At 72.7% G+C, this 20,614-nt stretch carries 17 protein-coding genes; 9 read left to right on the forward strand and 8 right to left on the reverse strand.

Annotated features, from left to right (window positions below; translation table 11 throughout):
* Positions 1-64 precede the first annotated feature (64 nt).
* From ACTMS0_RS16650 to ACTMS0_RS16660, 3 genes are all read left to right on the forward strand, one after another.
* Positions 65-985 (forward strand): proteasome assembly chaperone family protein, encoded by a 921-nt coding sequence (locus ACTMS0_RS16650; protein WP_441156100.1) that lies wholly within the window; start codon positions 65-67, stop codon positions 983-985.
* 128 nt (positions 986-1,113) lie between these two features.
* Positions 1,114-1,911, forward strand: coding sequence for an exodeoxyribonuclease III (locus tag ACTMS0_RS16655; protein WP_441156101.1), 798 nt, complete (start codon positions 1,114-1,116; stop codon positions 1,909-1,911).
* A 106-nt stretch (positions 1,912-2,017) separates the two neighbouring features.
* The gene (locus ACTMS0_RS16660; protein ID WP_441156102.1) at positions 2,018-2,338 is read left to right on the forward strand and encodes an antibiotic biosynthesis monooxygenase family protein; all 321 of its coding nucleotides are present in this window, start codon (positions 2,018-2,020) and stop codon (positions 2,336-2,338) included.
* A gap of 26 nt (positions 2,339-2,364) precedes the next feature.
* Here the strand turns inward: ACTMS0_RS16660 and ACTMS0_RS16665 are convergent, their stop codons facing one another.
* Both ACTMS0_RS16665 and ACTMS0_RS16670 read right to left on the reverse strand, forming a co-directional pair.
* A complete protein-coding gene (locus ACTMS0_RS16665; RefSeq protein ID WP_441156103.1) occupies positions 2,365-3,024 on the reverse strand; it encodes a class F sortase in 660 nt (219 codons plus the stop codon).
* An 8-nt stretch (positions 3,025-3,032) separates the two neighbouring features.
* Positions 3,033-3,701, reverse strand: coding sequence for a hypothetical protein (locus ACTMS0_RS16670; RefSeq protein ID WP_441156104.1), 669 nt, complete (start codon positions 3,699-3,701; stop codon positions 3,033-3,035).
* A gap of 125 nt (positions 3,702-3,826) precedes the next feature.
* Between ACTMS0_RS16670 and trmB the strand changes: the two genes are divergently transcribed.
* Together trmB and ACTMS0_RS16680 are read left to right on the forward strand one after the other, a co-directional pair.
* Positions 3,827-4,528 (forward strand): tRNA (guanosine(46)-N7)-methyltransferase TrmB, encoded by a 702-nt coding sequence (gene trmB / locus ACTMS0_RS16675; RefSeq protein WP_441156105.1) that lies wholly within the window; start codon positions 3,827-3,829, stop codon positions 4,526-4,528.
* 108 nt (positions 4,529-4,636) lie between these two features.
* Positions 4,637-7,141 (forward strand): DEAD/DEAH box helicase, encoded by a 2,505-nt coding sequence (locus ACTMS0_RS16680; RefSeq protein ID WP_441156106.1) that lies wholly within the window; start codon positions 4,637-4,639, stop codon positions 7,139-7,141.
* A 244-nt stretch (positions 7,142-7,385) separates the two neighbouring features.
* Here ACTMS0_RS16680 and ACTMS0_RS16685 read toward each other — a convergent pair whose 3' ends face one another.
* Positions 7,386-9,407: an N-acetylmuramoyl-L-alanine amidase gene (locus ACTMS0_RS16685; RefSeq protein ID WP_441156107.1), complete on the reverse strand. Its 2,022-nt coding sequence runs from the start codon at positions 9,405-9,407 to the stop codon at positions 7,386-7,388.
* Positions 9,408-9,638: 231 nt separating this feature from the next.
* Between ACTMS0_RS16685 and ACTMS0_RS16690 the strand changes: the two genes are divergently transcribed.
* Positions 9,639-10,286, forward strand: a complete 648-nt coding sequence (locus ACTMS0_RS16690) for a hypothetical protein (protein WP_441156108.1) — start codon at positions 9,639-9,641, stop codon at positions 10,284-10,286.
* A gap of 184 nt (positions 10,287-10,470) precedes the next feature.
* On the forward strand, positions 10,471-11,364 hold the full coding sequence (locus tag ACTMS0_RS16695; protein ID WP_441156109.1) for an endonuclease domain-containing protein: 894 nt from the start codon (positions 10,471-10,473) through the stop codon (positions 11,362-11,364).
* A gap of 109 nt (positions 11,365-11,473) precedes the next feature.
* Here ACTMS0_RS16695 and ACTMS0_RS16700 read toward each other — a convergent pair whose 3' ends face one another.
* The 4 genes from ACTMS0_RS16700 to ACTMS0_RS16715 all read right to left on the reverse strand — a co-directional run bounded on the left by ACTMS0_RS16700 (position 11,474) and on the right by ACTMS0_RS16715 (position 15,531).
* Positions 11,474-12,418: an ABC transporter substrate-binding protein gene (locus ACTMS0_RS16700; protein WP_441156110.1), complete on the reverse strand. Its 945-nt coding sequence runs from the start codon at positions 12,416-12,418 to the stop codon at positions 11,474-11,476.
* The gene (locus tag ACTMS0_RS16705; RefSeq protein ID WP_441156111.1) at positions 12,418-13,326 is read right to left on the reverse strand and encodes an ABC transporter ATP-binding protein; all 909 of its coding nucleotides are present in this window, start codon (positions 13,324-13,326) and stop codon (positions 12,418-12,420) included. The genes ACTMS0_RS16700 and ACTMS0_RS16705 overlap by 1 nt, the downstream gene beginning before the upstream one ends.
* A gap of 115 nt (positions 13,327-13,441) precedes the next feature.
* Positions 13,442-14,488, reverse strand: coding sequence for a FecCD family ABC transporter permease (locus ACTMS0_RS16710; RefSeq protein WP_441156112.1), 1,047 nt, complete (start codon positions 14,486-14,488; stop codon positions 13,442-13,444).
* On the reverse strand, positions 14,485-15,531 hold the full coding sequence (locus ACTMS0_RS16715) for a FecCD family ABC transporter permease (protein WP_441156113.1): 1,047 nt from the start codon (positions 15,529-15,531) through the stop codon (positions 14,485-14,487). Before ACTMS0_RS16715 ends, ACTMS0_RS16710 begins: the two co-directional genes overlap by 4 nt.
* A gap of 119 nt (positions 15,532-15,650) precedes the next feature.
* On the opposite strand from ACTMS0_RS16715, the gene ACTMS0_RS16720 reads away from it, so the two are divergent.
* Entirely contained in the window at positions 15,651-16,010 is a 360-nt protein-coding gene (locus ACTMS0_RS16720) for a YciI family protein (protein WP_441156114.1), read from the forward strand.
* Between the two features lie 30 nt (positions 16,011-16,040).
* On the opposite strand, the gene ACTMS0_RS16725 is transcribed toward ACTMS0_RS16720, so the two are convergent.
* Complete coding sequence (locus ACTMS0_RS16725; protein WP_441156115.1) at positions 16,041-16,469, reverse strand: cytidine deaminase family protein; 429 nt, start codon at positions 16,467-16,469, stop codon at positions 16,041-16,043.
* Positions 16,470-16,571: 102 nt separating this feature from the next.
* On the opposite strand from ACTMS0_RS16725, the gene hrpA reads away from it, so the two are divergent.
* Positions 16,572-20,612 (forward strand): ATP-dependent RNA helicase HrpA, encoded by a 4,041-nt coding sequence (gene hrpA, locus ACTMS0_RS16730; RefSeq protein WP_441156116.1) that lies wholly within the window; start codon positions 16,572-16,574, stop codon positions 20,610-20,612.
* Positions 20,613-20,614: the final 2 nt, after the last annotated feature.

Below are 20,614 nucleotides of genomic sequence, written 5' to 3' on the forward strand. Positions count from 1 at the left end.
TCCCCCAACCGGGTGCCGTCCGCGAGCGACGACCCGTAGGCACATCCCAGGGAGGTCCGCACCGGTGCTCGACCCACACGAGCTCTACGAACTCGTCGACGATCTGCCCGACCTCGGTCAGCCGGTCCTGATCCAGGCGCTGTCCGGCTTCGTCGACGCCGGCAACGCCACCCGGCTCGCCCGCGAGCAGCTGCTCACGTCGCTCGACGCGCGGCCGATCGCCCGGTTCGACCTGGACCAGCTCTTCGACTACCGCTCACGCCGGCCGGTGATGACCTTCGTCGAGGACCACTGGGAGTCGTACGACGCCCCGGCGCTGGAGCTGCAGCTGCTCCACGACGACGACGAGACCCCGTTCCTGCTGCTCACCGGCCCCGAGCCGGACCTGCAGTGGGAGCGTTTCGTGGCGGCCGTCGCCGGGCTCGCCGCACGGCTGGACGTCCGGCTGACCGTCGGCCTGAACGCCATCCCGATGGCGGTCCCCCACACCCGCCCCACCGGCGTCACCGCGCACGCCACCCGCCGCGACCTCATCGCCGGGTACGAGCCGTGGCTCCAGCGGGTGCAGGTGCCCGGCAGCGTGGGCCACCTGATCGAGTACCGCCTCGGCGAGCAGGGCCGGGACGCGCTCGGCTTCGCCGCCCACGTGCCGCACTACGTGGCCCAGACCGAGTACCCGGCGGCCGCCGAGGTGCTCCTCGCCTCGGTCTCCCGCAGCACCGGGCTGCTCCTGCCCCGCGACGGCCTGCGGGCCGCCGCCGAGGTGGTCCGGGTCGAAATCGACCGGCAGGTCGCCCAGACCGAGGACGCCACCGCGCTGGTCCACGCCCTCGAGGAGCAGTACGACGCGTTCGCCCGCGGGCGCGGCGAGAAGAACCTGCTCGCCCCCGAGGCCGGCTCCCTGCCGACCGCGGACGAACTCGGCGCCGAACTCGAACGCTTCCTGGCCGAGCAGACCCGCCCGAACGACACCCCGGGCAGCTGAGGTGGGAAGGGCCCGTTACCGACGCCCGCGGTAGAGGAAGGCCCTCGTCAACACCTCGAGTCCGCCGCCCGGAGCGACACGCACCGCGCCGGGCGGCGGGCCGGCGACGGATCAGGCAGGCTGGAGGCATGCGCCTGGCGACGTGGAACGTCAACTCCGTGAAGGCCCGCCTGCCCCGGCTGCTCGACTGGCTGTCCGGCACGAAGCCCGACGTCGTCTGCCTCCAGGAGACGAAGTGCCCGGACGGGGCGTTCCCGGTCGCCGAGGTCGGCGAACTGGGCTACACGGTGGCCAGCCACAGCGACGGCCGGTGGAACGGTGTCGCCATCCTGTCCCGGGTCGGCCTGGCCGACGTCACGGTCGGGTTCCCCGGCGAGCCCGGCTTCCCCGACCCGGAGGCCCGCGCCCTCTCCGCCACCTGTGACGGGCTGCGGGTCTGGTCGGTGTACGTTCCGAACGGCCGCACCCCGGAGGATCCGCACTACGCGTACAAGCTGGCCTGGCTCGCGGCCCTGCGGGACGCGCTGGAGGTCGAGCTGACCGGCGGGCTGCCGCTGGCGGTCTGCGGCGACTTCAACGTCGCCCCCACCGACGCGGACGTGTGGGATCCGGCGCTGTTCACCCACTCCACCCACGTCACGCCCGCCGAGCGCGCCGCCCTCGCGGCGCTGCGGGACCTGGGCCTGGCCGACGTGGTGCCGACCCCGATGAAGGGCCCCCACCCGTTCACCTACTGGGATTACCGGGCCGGGATGTTCCACCAGAACAAGGGCATGCGGATCGACCTGGTGTACGCCTCGGCGCCGTTCGCCCGCACGGTCCGCTCCGCGTACGTGGACCGGGAGGCCCGCAAGGGCAAGGGCCCCTCCGACCACGCCCCGATCGTCGTCGACGCCGACCTGGTCCCGGCCGTCGAGTCGTTCTGACGGCGCCGGGCCGCACCCGCGCCCCGGCTGTCCTCCGCCACCGCCCGCAACGGGGCCGCGTCCCGTCCGGGACAGCCGAGCCGCGCGCCGTGACTAGGGTGGAGCCATGGCAGTCGTGAAGATCAACGCGATCGACGTCCCGCCGGGAGCCGGTGCGGAGCTGGAGAAGCGCTTCGCCGCCCGGGCCGGTGCGGTGGAGAACTCCCCGGGCTTCCTCGGCTTCGAGCTGCTGCGCCCGGTCGCCGGCGAGAACCGGTACTTCGTCTACACCCGCTGGGAGAGCGAGGAGGCGTACCAGGCCTGGGCCGCCGGTCCCGCCCGCTCCGCCCACGCCGCCGCCCCCGGTGAGCAGCCCCGCAAGCCGGTGGCCTCGGGCGCCAGCCTGCTGGAGTTCGAGGTGGTCCAGGCCGTCACACCCCGCGCCTGACCCACCCGGAGCCGCGCGGCCACGCCTCACGGGGTGCGGGAGGAGTCCAGGGTGGCGAAGGCGATGACGTTGTCGGCGTAGCCGGTGCCGCCACCGACCCAGTCGCCGCCGCAGGTGATCAGGCGCAGGCCGGGCGGACCCTCGTCGCGGTAGACCCGGTCGGCGGGAAGCTGGTCCTTGGGGAAGTGCTCCACCGAGTCCACCCGGAACACCACCACCGAGTCGTCGGCGCGGGTCACCTCGATCGTGTCCCCCGGGCGCAGCTTGTGCAGGTCGTGGAAGACCGACGGGCCGCGCTTGGTGTCGACGTGGCCGACGATGACGGCCCAGCCCGACTCCCCCGGGGTCGGGCCGCGGTCGTACCAGCCGGTCTCCTCGGCGCGTTCCAGCGGCGGTACGGCGATCGAACCGTCCCGGGCCTGTCCCACCGGCTCGACCGGGGCCGACACCTTGATGGCGGGTACGGCCAGGCGCACCGGGCGGCTCGCGCCCAGACCACCCCGCTCGCCGCGGGCCGGCCGGTCGGCGTTCGCCGTGGTGGCCCAGTCCAGCGGGCCGACAGTGCGCCCGAGCCCGGCGCCGGTCGCGAAGACCCCGACCAGCACCAGCACCACGGCCAGCGGAACCGACCACGGGGACCGGCGGGCCGTACGGGCGGCCGGTTTGGCGGCGGAGGACGTGGCCATGATCGTGGTCAGCGTCGCGCCGCGCCACGCGATCGACGGTGGGACACCAACCACACCACCACGCCGGTCACCGTCAGCGCGATCCCACCCGGGAGCAGCAGCCCGCCGGCCGCGTCACCGGCGGTGCCGCCGAAACCGGTGGCCGGGCCGCGACTGGGCCGGACCGACTTCACGACCTGGAGCATCGTCGACGCGCTCTCGCCGCCCCGGCACTCCAGCTTGACCCGGTAGTTACCGGGCAGCGTGCGCTCCCGCACCATCGGCGTCGCCGTCAGCAACCCGCGCTGCGGCTGCACCTGGACGCGCCCGAACGCGTCGGACCAGACGACCGCCGGGATCGAGTTGTCCGGGCAGCTCGCCCGGATGCCGACCAGGAAGCCGGGCTGGACGGTGCTCGGGCTCACCTCGACGAAGACGCTCGGCGGCTGCGGCTGCGGCGCACCGGAGGGCGCCGGCGCGGCGACCGGAACGGCCCACGTGCCGACCGGACGGGCGGCCGGTGGACCGGTGAGCGGACGGCCGTCGGGCGGCGCGGCACGGGCCAGGCTGGCGGCGCGCGGCGGGGCGGCTGCGGCGGGCGCGGCGGCGAGCAGCGGGGCCGCGGCCGCGGCGAGCAGTGGCCCGGCGATCGCGGCCGCGATCGAGAGCGCGAGGCCACCGCGGGTCACCGCCACCACAACCCCCTCCCGGCGCACCGAGCCGGGCACCACAGACGCCCGGTCTGCCGTACGGGTGGATCCTCTCATCCCCCGTCGTACATCACATCCGATGCGGCGCGGTCCTCGCGTACGCTCGGATCGCTGTGACCGCCACCGACTTCCCCGCCACCGCCCCCGCGCGGAGCGTCCGCACCTTCCACCCGCGTCGCGGCCGGATGACCGCCCGCCAGACCGCGGCGCTGGAGCGGCTCTGGCCGGTCCACGGCCTGGACGTCCCGGAGGTGCCCGGCACGCCGGTGGACCTGGCCCACCTGTTCCCCCGCCGGGCCCCGCTGGTGCTCGAGATCGGTTCCGGGATGGGCGACACCACCGCGGCGATGGCAGTGGCCGACCCGGATCGAGACTATCTGGCGGTCGAGGTGCACACGCCCGGAATCGCCAACCTCCTCGACCTGGTGGAACGGCACGGGCTGGGCAACGTCCGGGTGGCCCGGGGCGACGCCCTGGACCTGGTCAGCGGCCTGCCCGAGGCATCGCTGGACGCGGTGCACGTCTTCTTCCCGGACCCGTGGCCGAAGTCGCGGCACCACAAGCGGCGGATCATCCAGCCGGCCCACGTGGCACTGCTGCGCTCCCGGCTCGCTCCCGGCGGCACGCTGCACTGCGCGACGGACTGGGCCGAGTACGCCGAGGCGATGCGGGAGACGCTGGACGCCGACCCGGGGCTGGTGAACGCCCACGACGGCTTCGCCCCGCGCCCCGCGCACCGTCCGGTGACGAAGTTCGAGCGCCGCGCCCTGAATGCCGGCCGCCCGATCACCGACCTGATCTACCGCCGGCGGTGAAAGGAAGGGCCCCTTCTTAACGCCTGGCGAGGTGGAAGGGCCCCCTGTTAACAGCCGGCTGGCCCCGGTTGGCGCGCGGTGCCATGATCCAGGCACCATGGACACGCCATGACACTCACCGCCGCGCTGCCGGCCAGCGCCGACCCCGACACCCTCTACGACGCGTTCGCCGGCTGGGCGAAGGAGCGCGGCCTCGACCTCTACCCCCACCAGGAGGAGGCGGTCATCGAGATCGTCTCCGGCGCGAACCTGATCATGAACACCCCGACCGGCTCCGGCAAGAGCCTGGTCGCGATCGCGGCGCACTTCGCCGCCCTGGCCGACAACCGGACGACCTTCTACACCGCCCCGATCAAGGCCCTGGTGTCGGAGAAGTTCTTCGCGCTCTGCGAGGTGTTCGGCGCCGAGAACGTCGGCATGCTCACCGGCGACGCCAGCGTCAACCCGGACGCCCCGGTCATCTGCTGCACCGCCGAGATCCTGGCCAACCTGGCGCTGCGCGAGGGCGCCCGCGCCGACGTCGGCCAGGTGATCATGGACGAGTTCCACTTCTACAGCGAGCCGGACCGCGGCTGGGCGTGGCAGGTGCCACTGATCGAGTTGCCGCAGGCGCAGTTCGTCCTGATGTCCGCGACGCTCGGCGACACCACCCGCTTCGTCGACGACCTGGCCCGGCGCACCGGCCGGCCGACCGCCGTCGTCCGCACCGCCGAGCGGCCGGTCCCGCTCCTCTTCTCGTACGCGATGACACCGATGCACGAGACGCTGGAGGAGCTGCTGGAGACCAAGCAGGCCCCGGTGTACGTCGTGCACTTCACCCAGGCCGCCGCGCTGGAACGCGCCCAGGCGCTGATGAGCGTGAACGTCTGCACCCGCGCCGAGAAGGACCTGATCGCGGCGGCGATCGGGAACTTCCGGTTCACCTCCGGCTTCGGCAAGACCCTGTCCCGGCTGGTCCGGCACGGCATCGGGGTCCACCACGCGGGCATGCTGCCCAAGTACCGCCGCCTCGTCGAGACGCTCGCCCAGGCCGGCCTGCTCAAGGTCATCTGCGGGACCGACACCCTCGGTGTCGGCATCAACGTACCGATCCGCACGGTGCTGTTCACCGGCCTGTCGAAGTACGACGGGGTACGGACCCGGCTGCTCAAGGCCCGCGAGTTCCACCAGATCGCCGGGCGGGCCGGGCGGGCCGGCTTCGACACCCTCGGGCGGGTGGTCGTCCAGGCGCCCGAGCACGTCATCGAGAACGAGAAGGCCCTGGCCAAGGCGGGCGACGACCCGAAGAAGCGCCGCAAGGTGGTCAAGAAGAAGCCGCCGGAGGGGTCCATCGGCTGGGGCGAGCCGACCTTCCAGCGCCTGGTCGAGGCGGAGCCGGAGCCCCTGACCTCGAGCTTCCAGGTCAGCCACTCGATGCTGCTCAACGTCATCGGCCGCCCCGGCGACGCCTTCGCGGCGATGCGGCACCTGCTCACCGACAACCACGAGGACCGGGCCGCCCAGCGCCGGCACATCCGCCGGGCCATCGCGATCTACCGGGCGCTGCGCGCCGGCGGCGTGGTCGAGGAGCTCCCCGAGCCGGACGAGACCGGGCGGCGCGTCCGGCTCACCGTCGACCTCCAGCTCGACTTCGCGCTGAACCAGCCGCTGTCGCCGCTCGCCCTCGCGGCGATCGAACTGCTGGACCGGGAGTCCCCGGCGTACGCCCTCGACGTGCTCAGCGTGATCGAGTCGATCCTCGACGACCCCCGCCAGGTGCTCTCCGCGCAGCAGTTCAAGGCCCGCGGCGAGGCGGTCGCCGCGATGAAGGCCGAGGGCATCGAGTACGAGGCCCGCCTCGAACTGCTCGACGAGGTGACCTGGCCCAAGCCGCTCGCCGAGGTGTTGGAGAGCGCGTACGAGATGTACCGGCAGGGCCACCCGTGGGTCGCCGACCACCAGCTCGCCCCCAAGTCGGTCGTCCGGGACATGTACGAGCGGGCGATGACCTTCACCGAGTACGTGCAGTTCTACGGACTGTCCCGCTCCGAGGGTCTGGTGCTGCGGTACCTCGCCGACGCGTACAAGACGCTGCGGCAGACCGTTCCCGAGGACGCCAAGACCGAGGAGCTGATCGACCTCATCGAGTGGTTGGGCGAACTGGTCCGCCAGGTTGACTCCAGCCTCATCGACGAGTGGGAGCGACTGCGCAACCCGTCCGACGTCGAGGAGGTCGCCGCGGCGCTGGACGACCGGCCGGCGGCGGTCACGCGCAACGCGCGGGCGTTCCGGGTGCTCGTACGCAACGCCCTGTTCCGCCGGGTGGAGCTCGCCGCCCTGCGCCGGTGGGATCTCCTCGGGGAGCTGGACGCCGGGGACGGGTGGGACGCCGACGCGTGGGCGGACGCGCTGGAGCCGTACTTCGAGGCGTACGACTCGATCGGGGTGGGGCCGGACGCGCGCGGGCCGGCGCTGCTCATGATCGAGCAGGGCCGCTCGACGTGGACGGTGCGGCAGATCCTGGACGATCCCGAGGGCGACCACGACTGGGGCATCAGCGCCGAGGTGGACCTCGAGGCGTCCGACGAGGCCGGCGCCGCGGTCGTGCGGATCACCGCGGTCGGACAGCTTTGAGAGGTTGTCGGGCACCGGAACCGCCGCAGTCGACACGGAACGTAGCCGCCAGCTACGTCGACCGTGAACGGTTGACCGGCGGTACGGTCCTGGTCACTCGGCCGGTCGCCGTGGGACATCGCCGGTAGGGGGCCGACCCTGATCGCGCTTCCCCGCTAACCGCACGAGGGCCCCCGGTCGACCGACCGCGGGCCCTCGGCGTTCATGACGGCTCGGTGACAAGCCCCGACTCAGGCCGGGCGGCTCACTCTGGAGCGCCGACCGCAGACGGCAGGACCTGGACGTCGTCCAGGTTCACGTAGCCGATCCGGTGACCGAACTGGACCTGCACGTAGCGCAGGTCTCCGCGGATCACGGTCCAATCACCCGGGGCCGATCCGTCGAAGGTGACGGCCCGGTAGTACTCGCTCGGCAGCACCCCGCCCACCGCGTACCGCTGGCCGGCGGAGAGCGTGTACTGCAGCGGGGTGATCGCCTGGTAGGGCACACCGGTGGGGTAGGCGTCCCGCTCAGGGTAGGCCCGCCCGTACACCGGGATGGTGGCCTTGCCGGGCTTCGGCGTCACCACGAAGCCGGTGGCCCACTTCCCGGTGCGTGCCGACTCCGGGTTGTGGAACCAGGCCTTCTGGCCGAGGTACCAGATCGCCGTCCAGTCGCCACGCACCTCGGCCACCGCGTACGTCTGCCCGGCCGACGCACGGGCGCTGTGGTCCGGGACGTACATGGTGCCCGGGGACCCGTCAGGGTGCTCGCCGAGGTCCACGGCCAGCGGCGCGTCGTGGCTCGGCGCGCTGCGCAGCAGCACTGCCGACGAGGCGCGCAGCGGGCAGGGGTGGGTGACCGGGGGAAGCGGGTTCGGCACACCTGGGGGCTGGCGCGAGCACCCGGTGAACGCCGGCTGGTTGTCGGCGAACTCGGGGTCTATGGTCACCAGGCCGGTGTGCGGCGTGCCGGTAGACCGGAACGGCGCCTTCAGCAGGTCGAAGTAGTGCGACCAGTCCCAGTACGGCCCTGGGTCCCAGTGCATCCCGGCGACGGTCGACGGCACGGTGCCCGGGACGTTGTCGTGCCCGATGATGTGCTGCCGGTCCAACGGGATGTTGAACCGTAGCGCCAGGTGCCGGACCAGCTTGGCCGAGGTGCGGTACATCGCCTCGGTGTACCAGGTCCCATGGCCGGCGAAGCCCTCGTGCTCCAGGCCGATGGATTTGGCGTTGACGTACCAGTTGCCGGCATGCCAGCCGACGTCCTTGGTCTTGATGTGCTGGGCGATGTGGCCGTCCACAGAGCGCAGCGTGTAGTGCCAGCCCACCCGCTTCGGGTCCTTGACCAGGTTGACGCTGGGCCAGAAGTAGCCCTCGGTGTCGTGGATGACGATGTACTCGATCTTCTGCTGGGCCGGGCGGTTGCCCAGGTCGTAGTTGCCGTAGTCACCCGGCCGGGTGCCGTACTTCTCGTACGGCGCCGGGATCCACTCGCAGCCGATGCCGATTGGGCACTCCAGGCCGTCGGGCCGCTCCGCGCGCCGCAGCCCGAGCCGGTGCAGGGCCGACTCGTCGGGGCTGACCGCCCGGGCCGGCAGGGTCACCCGGTACCCGTCGTCGGTCGTCCGGCTCGCGCCTGCCCGGAGCTGGCCGTACACCTCGTCGGCAAAGGCGGCCGCGGTGTCCTCGGCGCCGGCGCCGGAGTAGCGGGCCACCGCGCCGTACCAGGCCGCCGGGTCGCTGGCCGCGTTGACCGGGCCACCCAGTTCCTGCTGGTACGCGGCGAGCAGCGCCGCTCCGCCGCGGATGTTCGTCGCCGGATCGGATCGCAGCACCTCCTCGCTGGCGCCGGTCAGGGCGGCGGCGGCCTGGAGGGTCTGCAGCGCGGTGTCGGCCGGAGCGGCCGGGGCGGTCCCGTCTCCGGCCGGAGCGACCACGGTCAGTGGCCGGGCCTCGTCGCCGCGCGGGTCCTCGCCCTCGTCGATGTGGCCGTCGGCGGTCGATGCGAGGACGTGGGCGGCGTCGGTGAGGTGCATCGGGCCGTAGCCGCCACTGGTGCTCGGTTTTCCGGGATGGGTGTCCCAGCGGGACTCGAGGTACGACACGGCGAGCAGGACGCTCTCCGGCACGCCGAACTCGGCGGCCGCGGCGGCGTACTGCTGTTGCCGGTCGAGGGGTTCGGCGGCGGCGGGGCCGGCGGTGAACGGGGTGACCGCCATGGCGAGGGCGGCGGCAGCGGCGAGCAGGGTGCGCCTGCTCCTCGATCTCGTGGACAACTGCATCGGACCCCCTGGTCGGACGCGTGGACGATGCGGTCACCTTCACCCCGGGGCCGGCCTTCCGTCAATACCTTTCCATGCATCAACTCAACAAGAAGAAAACCTTCACCCCCGCTCCGGGGCCGTCGGCCCCTGCCCGATACGGCAGCAGCAATCAAGTCAATCGCTGGGCGATGTCAGGGTTGTCGATTAGAATGTATGTACTAATCGAGCTGCTGACCTGGGAGGATGCTCGTGACCGCGCCCACCTCCGCCACCCCGCTCGCCCCCTACGCCACGCTCCTCGGCTTCACCCGGTACGTGGACCGCACCGGGCCCACCAAGGCCACCTTCGTCGGCGGCCTTCGCAAGCAGCGGGCCAGCCGCTCCGGCTTCAACCCGCACGGCCAGTTCGTCAAGGCGCTCAAGGCCGACATCGCCTTCCACACCGGGGGCACCCACCTCGACCACGTGGTCGACGCCGTCAAGCCCCGGTGGCGCCCGCTCTACCAGGCGCTGGTGCCGGGGGCCACGGCCTGGCTGCAGTCCCTCGGCGAGCCGCAGTCGGTCGACCTGGCCCAGACCCGCGACGCGCTCGCCCTGCTCGGCGACCTGCCCGTCAAGATCAATCCGCACTTCGGCATCCGGTATGCGGACGGGCGCGCCGAGGCGGTCCGCCTGCACTTCGACGAGACCCCGCCCAGCGACGAGACGGTGCTCGCCACACTCCACCTGATGGCCCGCCACATGGACGCGGTCCTGCCGCACGCCGAGCCGGTCCTGGTCGACGTCCGCCGCGGCCAGACGCACCGCATGCCCGACAGGGCGAAGCCCGAGGAGATCGAACGCTGGCTGGCCGGCGAAGCCGCCGCCTTCCAGTCCCTCTGGACCACCGCCGCCTGACCCCCCACCCCCCACCCCCCACCCCCCACCCCCCGCCTCCCCACCCCCGCTCAGAGGGCGCACTTTCAGAGAAAGAGTGGCTATTCCTCGCCGGATAGCCACTCTTTCTCTGAAAGTGCAGGGCGATGAGGGGCGTTGTCCACAGGGGTGGAGATCGTCGGGCTTGGTGGGTGAGGGTTAGCGCATGTCTCGTGTGCCGCGCCGCCCACCGGAACTGGTCGGTCGGGTGTTCTTCGCCAGGGAAGTCGTCCGTCGTGGCCTGCTGACCAAGAACGATCTTCGGAGTAGTGCCTGGCAGCGGCTCTTCCAGAACGTCTACGCCGACGCCCGCCTCGAAATCTCGCACCGCGCCCGTTGTCGCGCCGCGGCCTCTTGGCTGTTGCCGCCGGGATGCGCCATCGCCGGCCACTCGGCGGCGAGCATGCACGGAGGGCCGCAACCCGGGCCCAGCGCACCCGTCGAGGTGGTGGTCGAACCGTCCGCGCGATTCGGTCCGTTGGATGGCCTTCGCATCCATGTGGCGGCGTGGCGGGAAGGAGACGTGCAGCGGATCGAGGGCATTCCCGTCACCACCGTCGCCCGCACATGCTGGGACGTGGCCTGCTGGCTGGACCTGGAGGACTCCGTCGCCCTCATCGACTCGCTGCGGCACGCCGGTGTGGCGGAGCTTCACGATCTTGAGCGCTACCTCGACGAACGCCGCGGTGAACGAGGATGGCGGAGGTTCGCCGAGGCGCTGAGCCTGAGCGACGGCGGCGCCGAGTCACTGCCCGAGTCACGGCTGCGGGTACGCCTCGTCAAAGCCGGCCTTCCGCCGCCGGTCACCCAACACGTCATCAGCCGGGCTGGACGTTTCATCGCACGCGTTGACCTCGCCTGGCCGGACCTCAAGATCGCCGTGGAGTACGAGGGCGTTTGGCACCATGATCCGGCCCAGTTCCACCGAGACCGGCGGCGCCTGAACAGGATCCTCGGCGATGACTGGATCGTTCTGCACATCACCAGTCAGCGCATGCGGGACGATTTCCAGGGCTTCCTCACCGAACTGCGTACCGTCATCAACTCCCGGCGGCGCTGATCCTGGCTGCTGGCTCGCCCACGGAATGGCCCGCCTCATTCACGGAAAGAGTGGCCATCCGTCGCGGGATAGCCACTCTTTCCGTGAAAGTGCTGCAGTTCTATGGGCGTCAGGCCGACAGGTGCTTCTCCAGGTCGTCGATGATCTTGTTGGCGGCGCCGACGCCGATGCCGGTCATCCAGATCTCGTCGGAGACGACGTGCGCCTTGCCCGCCTTGACGGCCGGGAGGCCCTTCCAGAGGGCGCCGGCGGTGACCTTGGCCTGCTCGGCGGCGGCCTTCTCGCCGTACGCGGTCACGAAGATGACGTCTCCGTCGACCTCGCCGATCCGCTCCGGGCTCACCCGGTCCATCCGCCGGTCCTCCTTGCCGGTGAGCAGCTGCCGCTCGGGACGGCCCAGGCCGGTGTCGCCGATGACGATGCCGGAGAACGAGTCCGGCCCGTACACCCGGATCTCGGTCGGCATGAAGCGGACGATGGAGATCTTGCGGGTGGCGGCGTCGCCGAGCTTGGCGCCGAACTCCTTTGCCCGGGTCTCGTAGGTGGTGAGCAGGTCGCGCGCCTGCTGCTCCTTGCCGAGCGCCTTGCCGTCGAGGAGGAAGTTCTCCTTCCAGGTGATGCCCACCTTCTCGGTGAAGACGGTGGGCGCGATCGCGGCCAGCTCGTCGTAGAACTTCTCCTGGCGGAACTTGCTGCCGAGGATCAGGTCCGGCTTCAGGGCGTTGATCGCCTCGAGGTCGGGCTCGGTGAGCACGCCGACCTCCTTGATGCCGGCGAGCTTCTCCTCGCCGAAGTAGGTCGGCCAGCTCTTCGCCTGACCGGCGGTGGCGGCGCCGACCGGCGTGACGCCCAGCGACAGCGCGGTGTCGATCTTGTCGGTGTCGAGCACGACGACGCGCTTGGGCTCGGCGGGCACCTTCGTGGTGCCCATCGCGTGGGTGATCTCCCGGGTCTCCCCGGTGGTACTGCCGGCGACCGGGTCGCTCTCACCGCAGGCGGTGAGACCGACGCCGAGGGCGAGCGCCGCGGTGAGGGCGGCGGCGAGACGACGCATCAGTGTCCTTTCGAGGGGTACGAGCCGGCGCGCGGAGTCCCCGCGTCGTCGGCGGAGGGGCGGGACGCCGGAGCGGCGCCCGCCACGATCGGGTCGGCGGAGTGTCCAGCGCCGGGTAGCGGCGCCAGGGACGGGCTGGTGAGGCCGGGCACCACCAGCGGGGCGCCGGTCACCGGGCAGGGCACGACGACGCAGTCGAGCCCGAAGACGTCCCGCACCAGGTCGGCGGTGAGGATGTCCCGGGGCGGTCCGGCCGCGACGACGGCGCCGGAGCGCATGGCGATGAGGTGGTCGGCGTACCGGGCGGCCTGGTTGAGGTCGTGCAGCACGGCGACGACCGTCCGGCCCCGCTCGGAGCGCAGCCGGTGCAGCAGGTCCAGCACCTCGACCTGGTGAGCCAGGTCGAGGAAGGTGGTCGGCTCGTCGAGCAGCAGCGCCTCGGTGTCCTGTGCGAGCGTCATCGCGATCCAGACCCGCTGGCGCTGCCCGCCGGAGAGGGTGTCGACCGGGCGGTCGGCCAGACCGGCGACGTCGGCGAGGGCCATCGCCCGGTCCACCGCCTCCCGGTCCTCCGTCGACCACTGCCGCCACCAGCGCTGGTACGGCTGCCGGCCCCGCCCGACCAGGTCGGTGACGGTCACCCCCTCGGGCACCAGCGGGCTCTGCGGCAGCACCCCGAGCCGCCGGGCGACCTCGCGGGTGGGCAGGTCCCGGATGGCGGCGCCGTCGAGCAGCACCGTTCCCCGGCGAGGGGTGAGCAGGCGGGCCATCGTGCGCAGCAGCGTGGACTTGCCACAGGCGTTCGGCCCGACGATCACGGTGAACGCGTCGCGGGGCAGGTCGAGGTCGAGCCCGTCCAGCACGGTCCGCTCGTCGTAGCCGGCGACCAGGTCGCGGGTGGAGAGCATCAGACCTCCTTCCGAGGGGCGGCGGGCGACAGCCGCCGGGCGGTCACGACGACAGCGCACACCGGCGCGGACCCGGGCGGCACGACGGCGCCGCGGGCCCGCTCGACCACCGTCGTCACGACGACCTCCGGCGGCCGCGGAGCAGCAGGAACATGAGGTACGGGCCGCCGATGGCGGCGGTGAGCACACCGGCCGGCAACTGGGTCGGCGCGAACAGCCGCCGGCCGGCCAGGTCGGCGAGCACCAGCAGCAGCGCGCCCAGCAGTGCCGCGCACACCAGCGGCGGACGCTCGGCGCGAACCAGGCGACGGGCCAGTTGCGGGGCGACCAGGGCGACGAAGTCGACGGCGCCGACCTGGGCGGTGACCATCGCGGCGACCAGCACGCCGGTGCCGGCCAGCCCGATCCGGCGGGCCACCGGCCGCAGCCCGATGCCGCGGGCGGTGTCGTCGTCCAGGGCGCTGCTGTTGAGGGCCCAGCCGGCCCAGGCCAGCACGGGCAGGAGCGCGACCAGCGTCGCGGTGATCCACACCGTCTCCGTCCAGCCCTTGCCGGCGAGGGTACCGATCAGCCAGATCTGGGCCCGCAGCCCGTCGATCGGGTCGGCGGTCAGCAGGACCACCTCGATAAGCGCCCGCAGTGCGAACGCCACCGCCACACCGGCAAGCACGAACCGCTGGGCGGCCAGCCCGTGCCGGGCGCCGAGGACGAACAGCAGGCCGGCGGCGACCAGCCCGCCGACCAGGGCGCTCGGCGCGACCAGAACCGCGGCGGCGCCGGTGGTCAGGGCCACCGTGGCGGCGAGGCCGGCGCCCTGGGTGATGCCGATGACGTCCGGGCTGGCGAGCGGGTTGCGGGCCACGCTCTGGATCAGCGTGCCGGCCACCCCGAACGCCGCGCCGGCCGCGGCCGCGAGCACCAACCGGGGCAGCCGAAGGTCGAGCACCACCAGGTCGTACGGGGTGCCGGCGCCGGAGAGCGCACGCAGCACGTCCGGAGCGGCGACGTACGGGGTGCCGAGGGACATGCTCAGCACGCCCGCAACGACCAGCAGCACGACGAGCACGGCGGCGACGAGCACCGCCCGGCGGCGGATCTGCACGCTGACCGGCCCGACCTTCAGGAGTGACCGCCCGGGCAGCACGGCGAGCACGGCACTCACGCGGTCACCACCTTGGCGCGGCGGACCATGATCGCGAGCAGGGGCGCGCCGATCAGCGCGGTGACGATGCCGGCCGGCACCTCGCCCGGCGGGTCGACGAGCCGGCCGACCACGTCCGCGCCGAGGAGCAACGTGGGCCCGAGCAGGGCCGAGAGCGCGAGGGTCCAGCGGTGGTCCGCGCCGACCAGGGCCCGGGCCAGGTGCGGGACGGCGAGGCCGACGAAGGCGATCGGGCCGGCAGCGGCGACCGCGGCACCGGTGAGCAGCACGGCGGCGGCGCCCCCGCCGAGGCGGACCAGCCCGATCCGGTGACCGAGCCCCCGCGCCACGTCGTCGCCGAGGGCGAGGGCGTCCAGGCTCCGCGCCACCAGGGCGGCCAGCACCAGGCCGGCGAGGACGAACGGGAACACCTGCGCGGCGACGGACAGGTCCCGGCCGGCGAGCCCGCCGACGACCCAGAACCGGTACTCCTCGAAGGTGCGCGCGTCGATGCTGAGCAGCGCGTACACGATCGAGGCCAGGCTCGCGTCGAGGGCCGCGCCGACCAGCGCGAGGGTGACCGGGCTGGCGCCCTCGCGGGCGCGGGCGGCGACGGCGAAGACCAGCACGCCGGCGCCGAGCGCGCCGGTGATGCCGAACCAGACGTATCCGGCGAGGGTGGAGACCCCGAACACCGAGATGGCCAGCACCACGCCGAACGAGGCACCGGCGCTGATGCCGAGGATCCGGGGTTCGGCCAGGGGGTTGCGGGTCAGCGCCTGGAGCAGCACCCCGGCCACGGCGAGCGCCATCCCGACGGCCAGGCCGAGCGCGGTCCGCGGCATCCGGAGTTCCCGGACGATGGTGGTGGCCTCCCCGACGTCGGGAGCCACCAGCGCGTGCCACACCTGGTCGACGGTGAGCGGGCGGCTGCCCAGGGCGAAGCTCGCCAGCACCGCCAGCAGCAGAACGAAGGCCGCCGCCGCCGTGACCGCCAGCCGACGGCCGACGCGCCCACGGGTGGGGGAACCGGCCGGGGCGGGCCGGGTGGCGAGGGTGGTCACGGGTCTCCTGCACGGGCGGCGCTTAGGTACGCCTTACCTTAGCTGACCAGCCGGAGGGCACCTAACCAGCGCCGGTCGATCGAGCGGACGCAGTCTCCGGCACCCCCTAACCTGAGGGAATGCGATTCGACCAGCACACGGTCGTCCTCCTGGTCCGCCCGCCGGACGCGCCGGAGCTGCCGCCGGAGGCGCTCGACCGACTCCAGAACGCCCACCTGGCGCATCAGGCCGGGCTGGTGGAGCAGGGTCTCGTCCTCGCCGCCGGACCGTTCGTCGACGCGGACGACGAACGGTTGCGCGGATTCATGGTGCTCTCCATCTCGCCCGACGAGGCCCGCGAGCTGTACGCGAACGACCCGGCGGTGCGCGCCGGGCGGCTGGCCGTCCAGGTGATGAGCTGGATGGTTCCGGAGGGGATTCTCCGCTTCGAGAGCGTGCCGGTCCCCCGCTCGATGCTGGAGGCGGCGGCCGGCGACTGACCGGCAACCCGGGCCGGTCAGGACCGCGGGTCAGCCGACGCGCGAGGGCGGCGCCGCCTCGTCGGGCAGTTGGTCCGGCCGGGCGTCCGACCCGGTCAGGAGTTCGCCGATCGGCACGACCCGGAGGGCGTCCACCGGCCCGACGATCACCCGGATCTCGGGGAAGTAGTCACGCAGCACCTGGCGGCAGCGCCCGCACGGCGGCAGCACCTCCCGCCCCCGGTCTCCCACGCCGACGATCGTCTCCAGCTCGGTGACACCCTGCGTGGCGGCGGCACCGACCGTGACGACCTCGGCGCACAGGTCACCGGTGGCGTGGCGCACGTTCACCCCGCTGAAGACCCGCCCGTCGGCGGTCCGCGCGGCCGCCGCCACGGTGTGCCGGTCGCCGCGGCAGCGCAGCTTCGCCACCGCCATGGCGGCCTGCACCAACGCCCGGTCGGTGTCCCGCATCGTCATGGTCCCGCCCCCGTGGTCGACGTCGGCGGTCAACTCTAGACGGGGCGCACGCCGATAACCCCGGGGCGCTGGGCGGCCGCCCTGCCTATCCTTGGCGACGACATGCAGAAAGAAGCCGCCTCCGCCGCGCCCGACACCGTACGCGAGCTGCACCGCCGCCTGAACCCCCTGATGTTCCGCGACCAGCGCCGCCTCCAGCGGCGACTGGACGGCGTCCGGAAGCTGCGCGACCCGCAGCGCCGGGAGTCGGCGCTGGCCGAGATCGCCGCGGACGTGGCACGGGCCGAGGCGCGGCTGGCGAGCCGGCGGGCCGCCGTACCGGCGATCACCTACCCGCCGGCGCTGCCGGTCAGCGAGCGCAGGGACGACATCGCGGCGGCGATCCGCGACCACCAGGTGGTGATCGTCGCGGGCGAGACAGGCTCCGGCAAGACCACCCAGCTGCCCAAGATCTGCCTGGAGCTGGGGCGCGGGATCAACGGACTGATCGGGCACACCCAGCCCCGCCGGCTGGCCGCGCGGACGGTCGCCGACCGGATCGCCGAGGAGCTGGGCACCGAGCTGGGCGACGTGGTCGGCTACAAGGTCCGCTTCACCGACCAGGTCAGCGAGCACAGCCTGGTCAAGTTGATGACCGACGGCATCCTGCTCGCCGAGTTGCAGACCGACCGGATGCTGCGCCAGTACGACACGCTCATCGTCGACGAGGCGCACGAGCGCAGCCTCAACATCGACTTCATCCTCGGCTACCTCAAGCAGCTCCTGCCCCGCCGCCCCGACCTCAAGCTGATCATCACCTCGGCGACCATCGAGACCGACCGGTTCGCGCGGCACTTCGCCGACGCCGAGGGCAACCCCGCCCCGGTCGTGGAGGTCTCCGGGCGGACGTACCCGGTGGAGGTGCGGTACCGGCCGCTGGTCGAGGTGACCGAGTCGGAGGACGAGGCGGACGAGGAGATCGTCCGCGACCAGATCCAGGCCATCGGCGACGCGGTGGAGGAACTCGCCGCCGAGGGTCCCGGCGACATCCTGGTCTTCCTCTCCGGCGAGCGGGAGATCCGGGACACCGCGGAGACGCTCGGCAAGCTGGTGCAGAAGAAACGGTCGCTGCTGGGCACCGAGATCCTCCCCCTGTACGCGCGCCTGAGCACCGCCGAGCAGCACCGTGTCTTCGCCCCGCACACCGGGCGCCGGGTCGTGCTCGCCACCAACGTCGCGGAGACCTCGCTGACCGTGCCGGGCATCAAGTACGTGGTGGACCCGGGCACCGCCCGCATCTCCCGCTACTCCCACCGGTTGAAGGTGCAGCGGCTGCCCATCGAGCCGGTCTCCCAGGCGTCGGCCAACCAGCGCAAGGGGCGCTGCGGGCGTACCTCGGACGGCATCTGTATCCGGCTCTATGACGAACAGGACTTCCTCTCCCGCCCGGAGTTCACCGACCCGGAGATCCTGCGGACCAACCTCGCGTCGGTCATCCTCCAGATGACCGCGATCGGGCTCGGCGACATCGCCGCGTTCCCGTTCATCGATCCGCCGGACCGGCGCAACATCGCCGACGGCGTGAACCTGCTGCACGAGCTGAGTGCCCTGGACCCGGCCGAGACCGACCCGGCGAAGCGGCTCACCCCGCTCGGCCGGCGGCTCGCCCAACTGCCGGTGGACCCGCGACTGGCCCGGATGGTGCTCGAGGGCGAGCGCAACGGGTGCGCCACCGAGGTGGTCGTGATCGCGGCCGCGCTGTCGATCCAGGACCCGCGTGAGCGCCCGGCGGAGAAGCAGGCCCAGGCCGACCAGGCGCACGCCCGGTTCGCCGACAAGGAGTCGGACTTCGTCGCGTACCTGAACCTGTGGCGGTACCTGCGCGAGCAGCAGCGCACCCTGTCGTCGAGCGCGTTCCGGCGGATGTGCAAGGCGGAGTACCTGAACTACCTGCGGGTCCGCGAGTGGCAGGACATCGTGAGCCAGCTCCGCCAGGTCCTGCGTACCCCGGAACAGGAGCGGGACGGGCGGCGGGGCCGGCGGGGTCCGGCGGACGCCGCGCCCGACGGCGACGGGCGGCGGCACGCCGGCGCGGACCTGCCGGAGGAGATCGACACCCCGAAGGTGCACCAGTCCCTGCTGGCCGGGCTGCTCTCCCACATCGGGCTGAAGGACCCGCAGAAGCACGAGTACCTGGGGGCGCGCGGGGCGAAGTTCGCGCTCTTCCCCGGGTCGGCGCTGTTCAAGAAGCCGCCACGCTGGGTGATGGCCGCCGAGCTGGTGGAGACCACCCGGCTCTGGGGCCGGGTCGACGGGCGGATCGAGCCGGAGTGGGTCGAGCCGCTCGCCCAGCACCTGGTCAAGCGCAGCTACAGCGAGCCGCACTGGGAGAAGAAGCAGGCCGCGGTGATGGCGTACGAGAAGGTGACCCTGTACGGGATCCCGATCGTCACCTCCCGCAAGGTCACCTTCGGCCGGATCGATCCGGCGCTGAGTCGGGAGCTGTTCATCCGGCACGCCCTCGTCGAGGGGGACTGGCAGACCCACCACCAGTTCTGGACGGACAACCAGCGGTTGCTGGCCGAGGTGGAGGAGCTGGAGAACCGGGCGCGGCGGCGGGACATCCTGGTCGACGACGAGACGATCTTCCAGTTCTACGACGAGCGGATCCCCGCCGACGTGGTCTCCGGGCGGCACTTCGACGCGTGGTGGAAGAAGACCCGCCGGGAGCAGCCGGACCTGCTCACCTTCACCCGCGAGCTGCTGGTCAACGACGACCGGGGCGGGGTGGACGAGGCCGACTACCCGGACGAGTGGCGGGCCGACGGGGTGAGCCTGCCGCTCACGTACACGTTCGACCCGGGCACCCCGACCGACGGCGTGACCGTGGACATCCCGCTGCCCCTGCTCAACCAGGTGCCGACGGAGAGCTTCGACTGGCAGGTGCCGGGCCTGCGCGAGGAACTGGTGATCGCGCTGATCCGCTCGCTGCCCAAGGCGGTCCGGCGCAACTTCGTCCCGGTGCCGGACTACGCCCGTGCCGCCCTCGCGGAGATGCCGGCCGGCGAGGAGCCGCTGCTGGACGCGCTCACCCGGCAACTGCGCCGGATGACCGGGGTGACCGTGCCCCGGGACGCCTGGGACGTCGACCGGCTCCCGGCCCACCTGCGGGTCAGCTTCCGGGTGCTCGACGAGGAGAACAAGCCGGTCGCCGAGGGCAAGGACCTGCCGGCCCTGCAACGCCAGCTCAAGGCGGAGGTACGCCAGGTGGTGGCGGCCGCCGCGCCGGACGTCGCCCGGACCGGCCTGACGGAGTGGAGCATCGGCACCCTCCCCCGCACCATCGAGCAGGTCCGCGCCGGCTACGCGGTCACCGCGTACCCGGCGCTGGTCGACGAGGGCGCCACGGTGGGGGTGAAGGTGTTCGACTCCCCCGCCGAGCAGGAGGCCGCCCACTGGGCGGGCACCCGGCGGCTGCTGCGGCTGACGGTGCCGTCGCCGGCGAAGTTCCTCCAGGGGCGCCTCTCCAACGAGGCGAAGCTGGCGCTAAGCCGCAACCCGCACGGCGGGGTGCAGGCGTTGATCGAGGACGCGGCCGGCGCGGCGATCGACAAGCTCGTCGCCGACGCGGGCGGCCCCGCCTGGGACGCCGAGGGCTTCGCGGCACTGCGCGAGACCGTGCGCGCCGGACTGGTGGACACCGTCGTCGAGCTGATGGACCGCGTCCGGCGGGTGCTCGCTGCCGCGTACGCCATCGAGCAGCGCCTGGGCGCGACCCGGAACCTCGCGGTCGTGGCGGCCCTGGCCGACATCCGCAACCAGCTCACCGGGCTGGTGCACGCCGGCTTCATCACCGAGACCGGGTACGCCCGCCTGCCCGACCTGCTGCGCTACCTGACCGCGATCGAGCGCCGGCTGGACCGGCTGCCGGGTAACCCGGCCCGCGACAAGCAGCAGCAGGACCGGATCACGGCGGTGCAGAAGGAGTACGCGGACCTGCTGGCCGCGCTGCCGCCCACCAAGCGGCAGTCGGCGGCCGTCCGGCAGATCCGCTGGATGATCGAGGAGCTGCGGGTGAACGTGTTCGCCCAGGCGCTCGGCACCCCGTACCCGGTGAGCGAGCAACGGATCTACCGCGCGATGGACGACGCCGAGGGCCGCTGACC

Origin of the sequence: Micromonospora sp. H33, assembly GCF_052068455.1 — a bacterium.
In the GTDB taxonomy this organism is placed as follows: Bacteria; Actinomycetota; Actinomycetes; order Mycobacteriales; family Micromonosporaceae; genus Micromonospora.

Coding starts and splice junctions, on each gene's coding strand:
- ACTMS0_RS16665 (WP_441156103.1), bottom strand. CDS start 3,024: ATGGCCACGTCCTCCGCCGCCAAACCGGCCGCCCGTACGGCCCGCCGG.
- ACTMS0_RS16660 (WP_441156102.1), top strand. CDS start 2,018: ATGGCAGTCGTGAAGATCAACGCGATCGACGTCCCGCCGGGAGCCGGT.
- ACTMS0_RS16655 (WP_441156101.1), top strand. CDS start 1,114: ATGCGCCTGGCGACGTGGAACGTCAACTCCGTGAAGGCCCGCCTGCCC.
- ACTMS0_RS16705 (WP_441156111.1), bottom strand. CDS start 13,326: ATGCTCTCCACCCGCGACCTGGTCGCCGGCTACGACGAGCGGACCGTG.
- ACTMS0_RS16695 (WP_441156109.1), top strand. CDS start 10,471: ATGTCTCGTGTGCCGCGCCGCCCACCGGAACTGGTCGGTCGGGTGTTC.
- ACTMS0_RS16680 (WP_441156106.1), top strand. CDS start 4,637: ATGACACTCACCGCCGCGCTGCCGGCCAGCGCCGACCCCGACACCCTC.
- ACTMS0_RS16720 (WP_441156114.1), top strand. CDS start 15,651: ATGCGATTCGACCAGCACACGGTCGTCCTCCTGGTCCGCCCGCCGGAC.
- ACTMS0_RS16700 (WP_441156110.1), bottom strand. CDS start 12,418: ATGCGTCGTCTCGCCGCCGCCCTCACCGCGGCGCTCGCCCTCGGCGTC.
- ACTMS0_RS16685 (WP_441156107.1), bottom strand. CDS start 9,407: ATGCAGTTGTCCACGAGATCGAGGAGCAGGCGCACCCTGCTCGCCGCT.
- hrpA (WP_441156116.1), top strand. CDS start 16,572: ATGCAGAAAGAAGCCGCCTCCGCCGCGCCCGACACCGTACGCGAGCTG.
- ACTMS0_RS16725 (WP_441156115.1), bottom strand. CDS start 16,469: ATGACGATGCGGGACACCGACCGGGCGTTGGTGCAGGCCGCCATGGCG.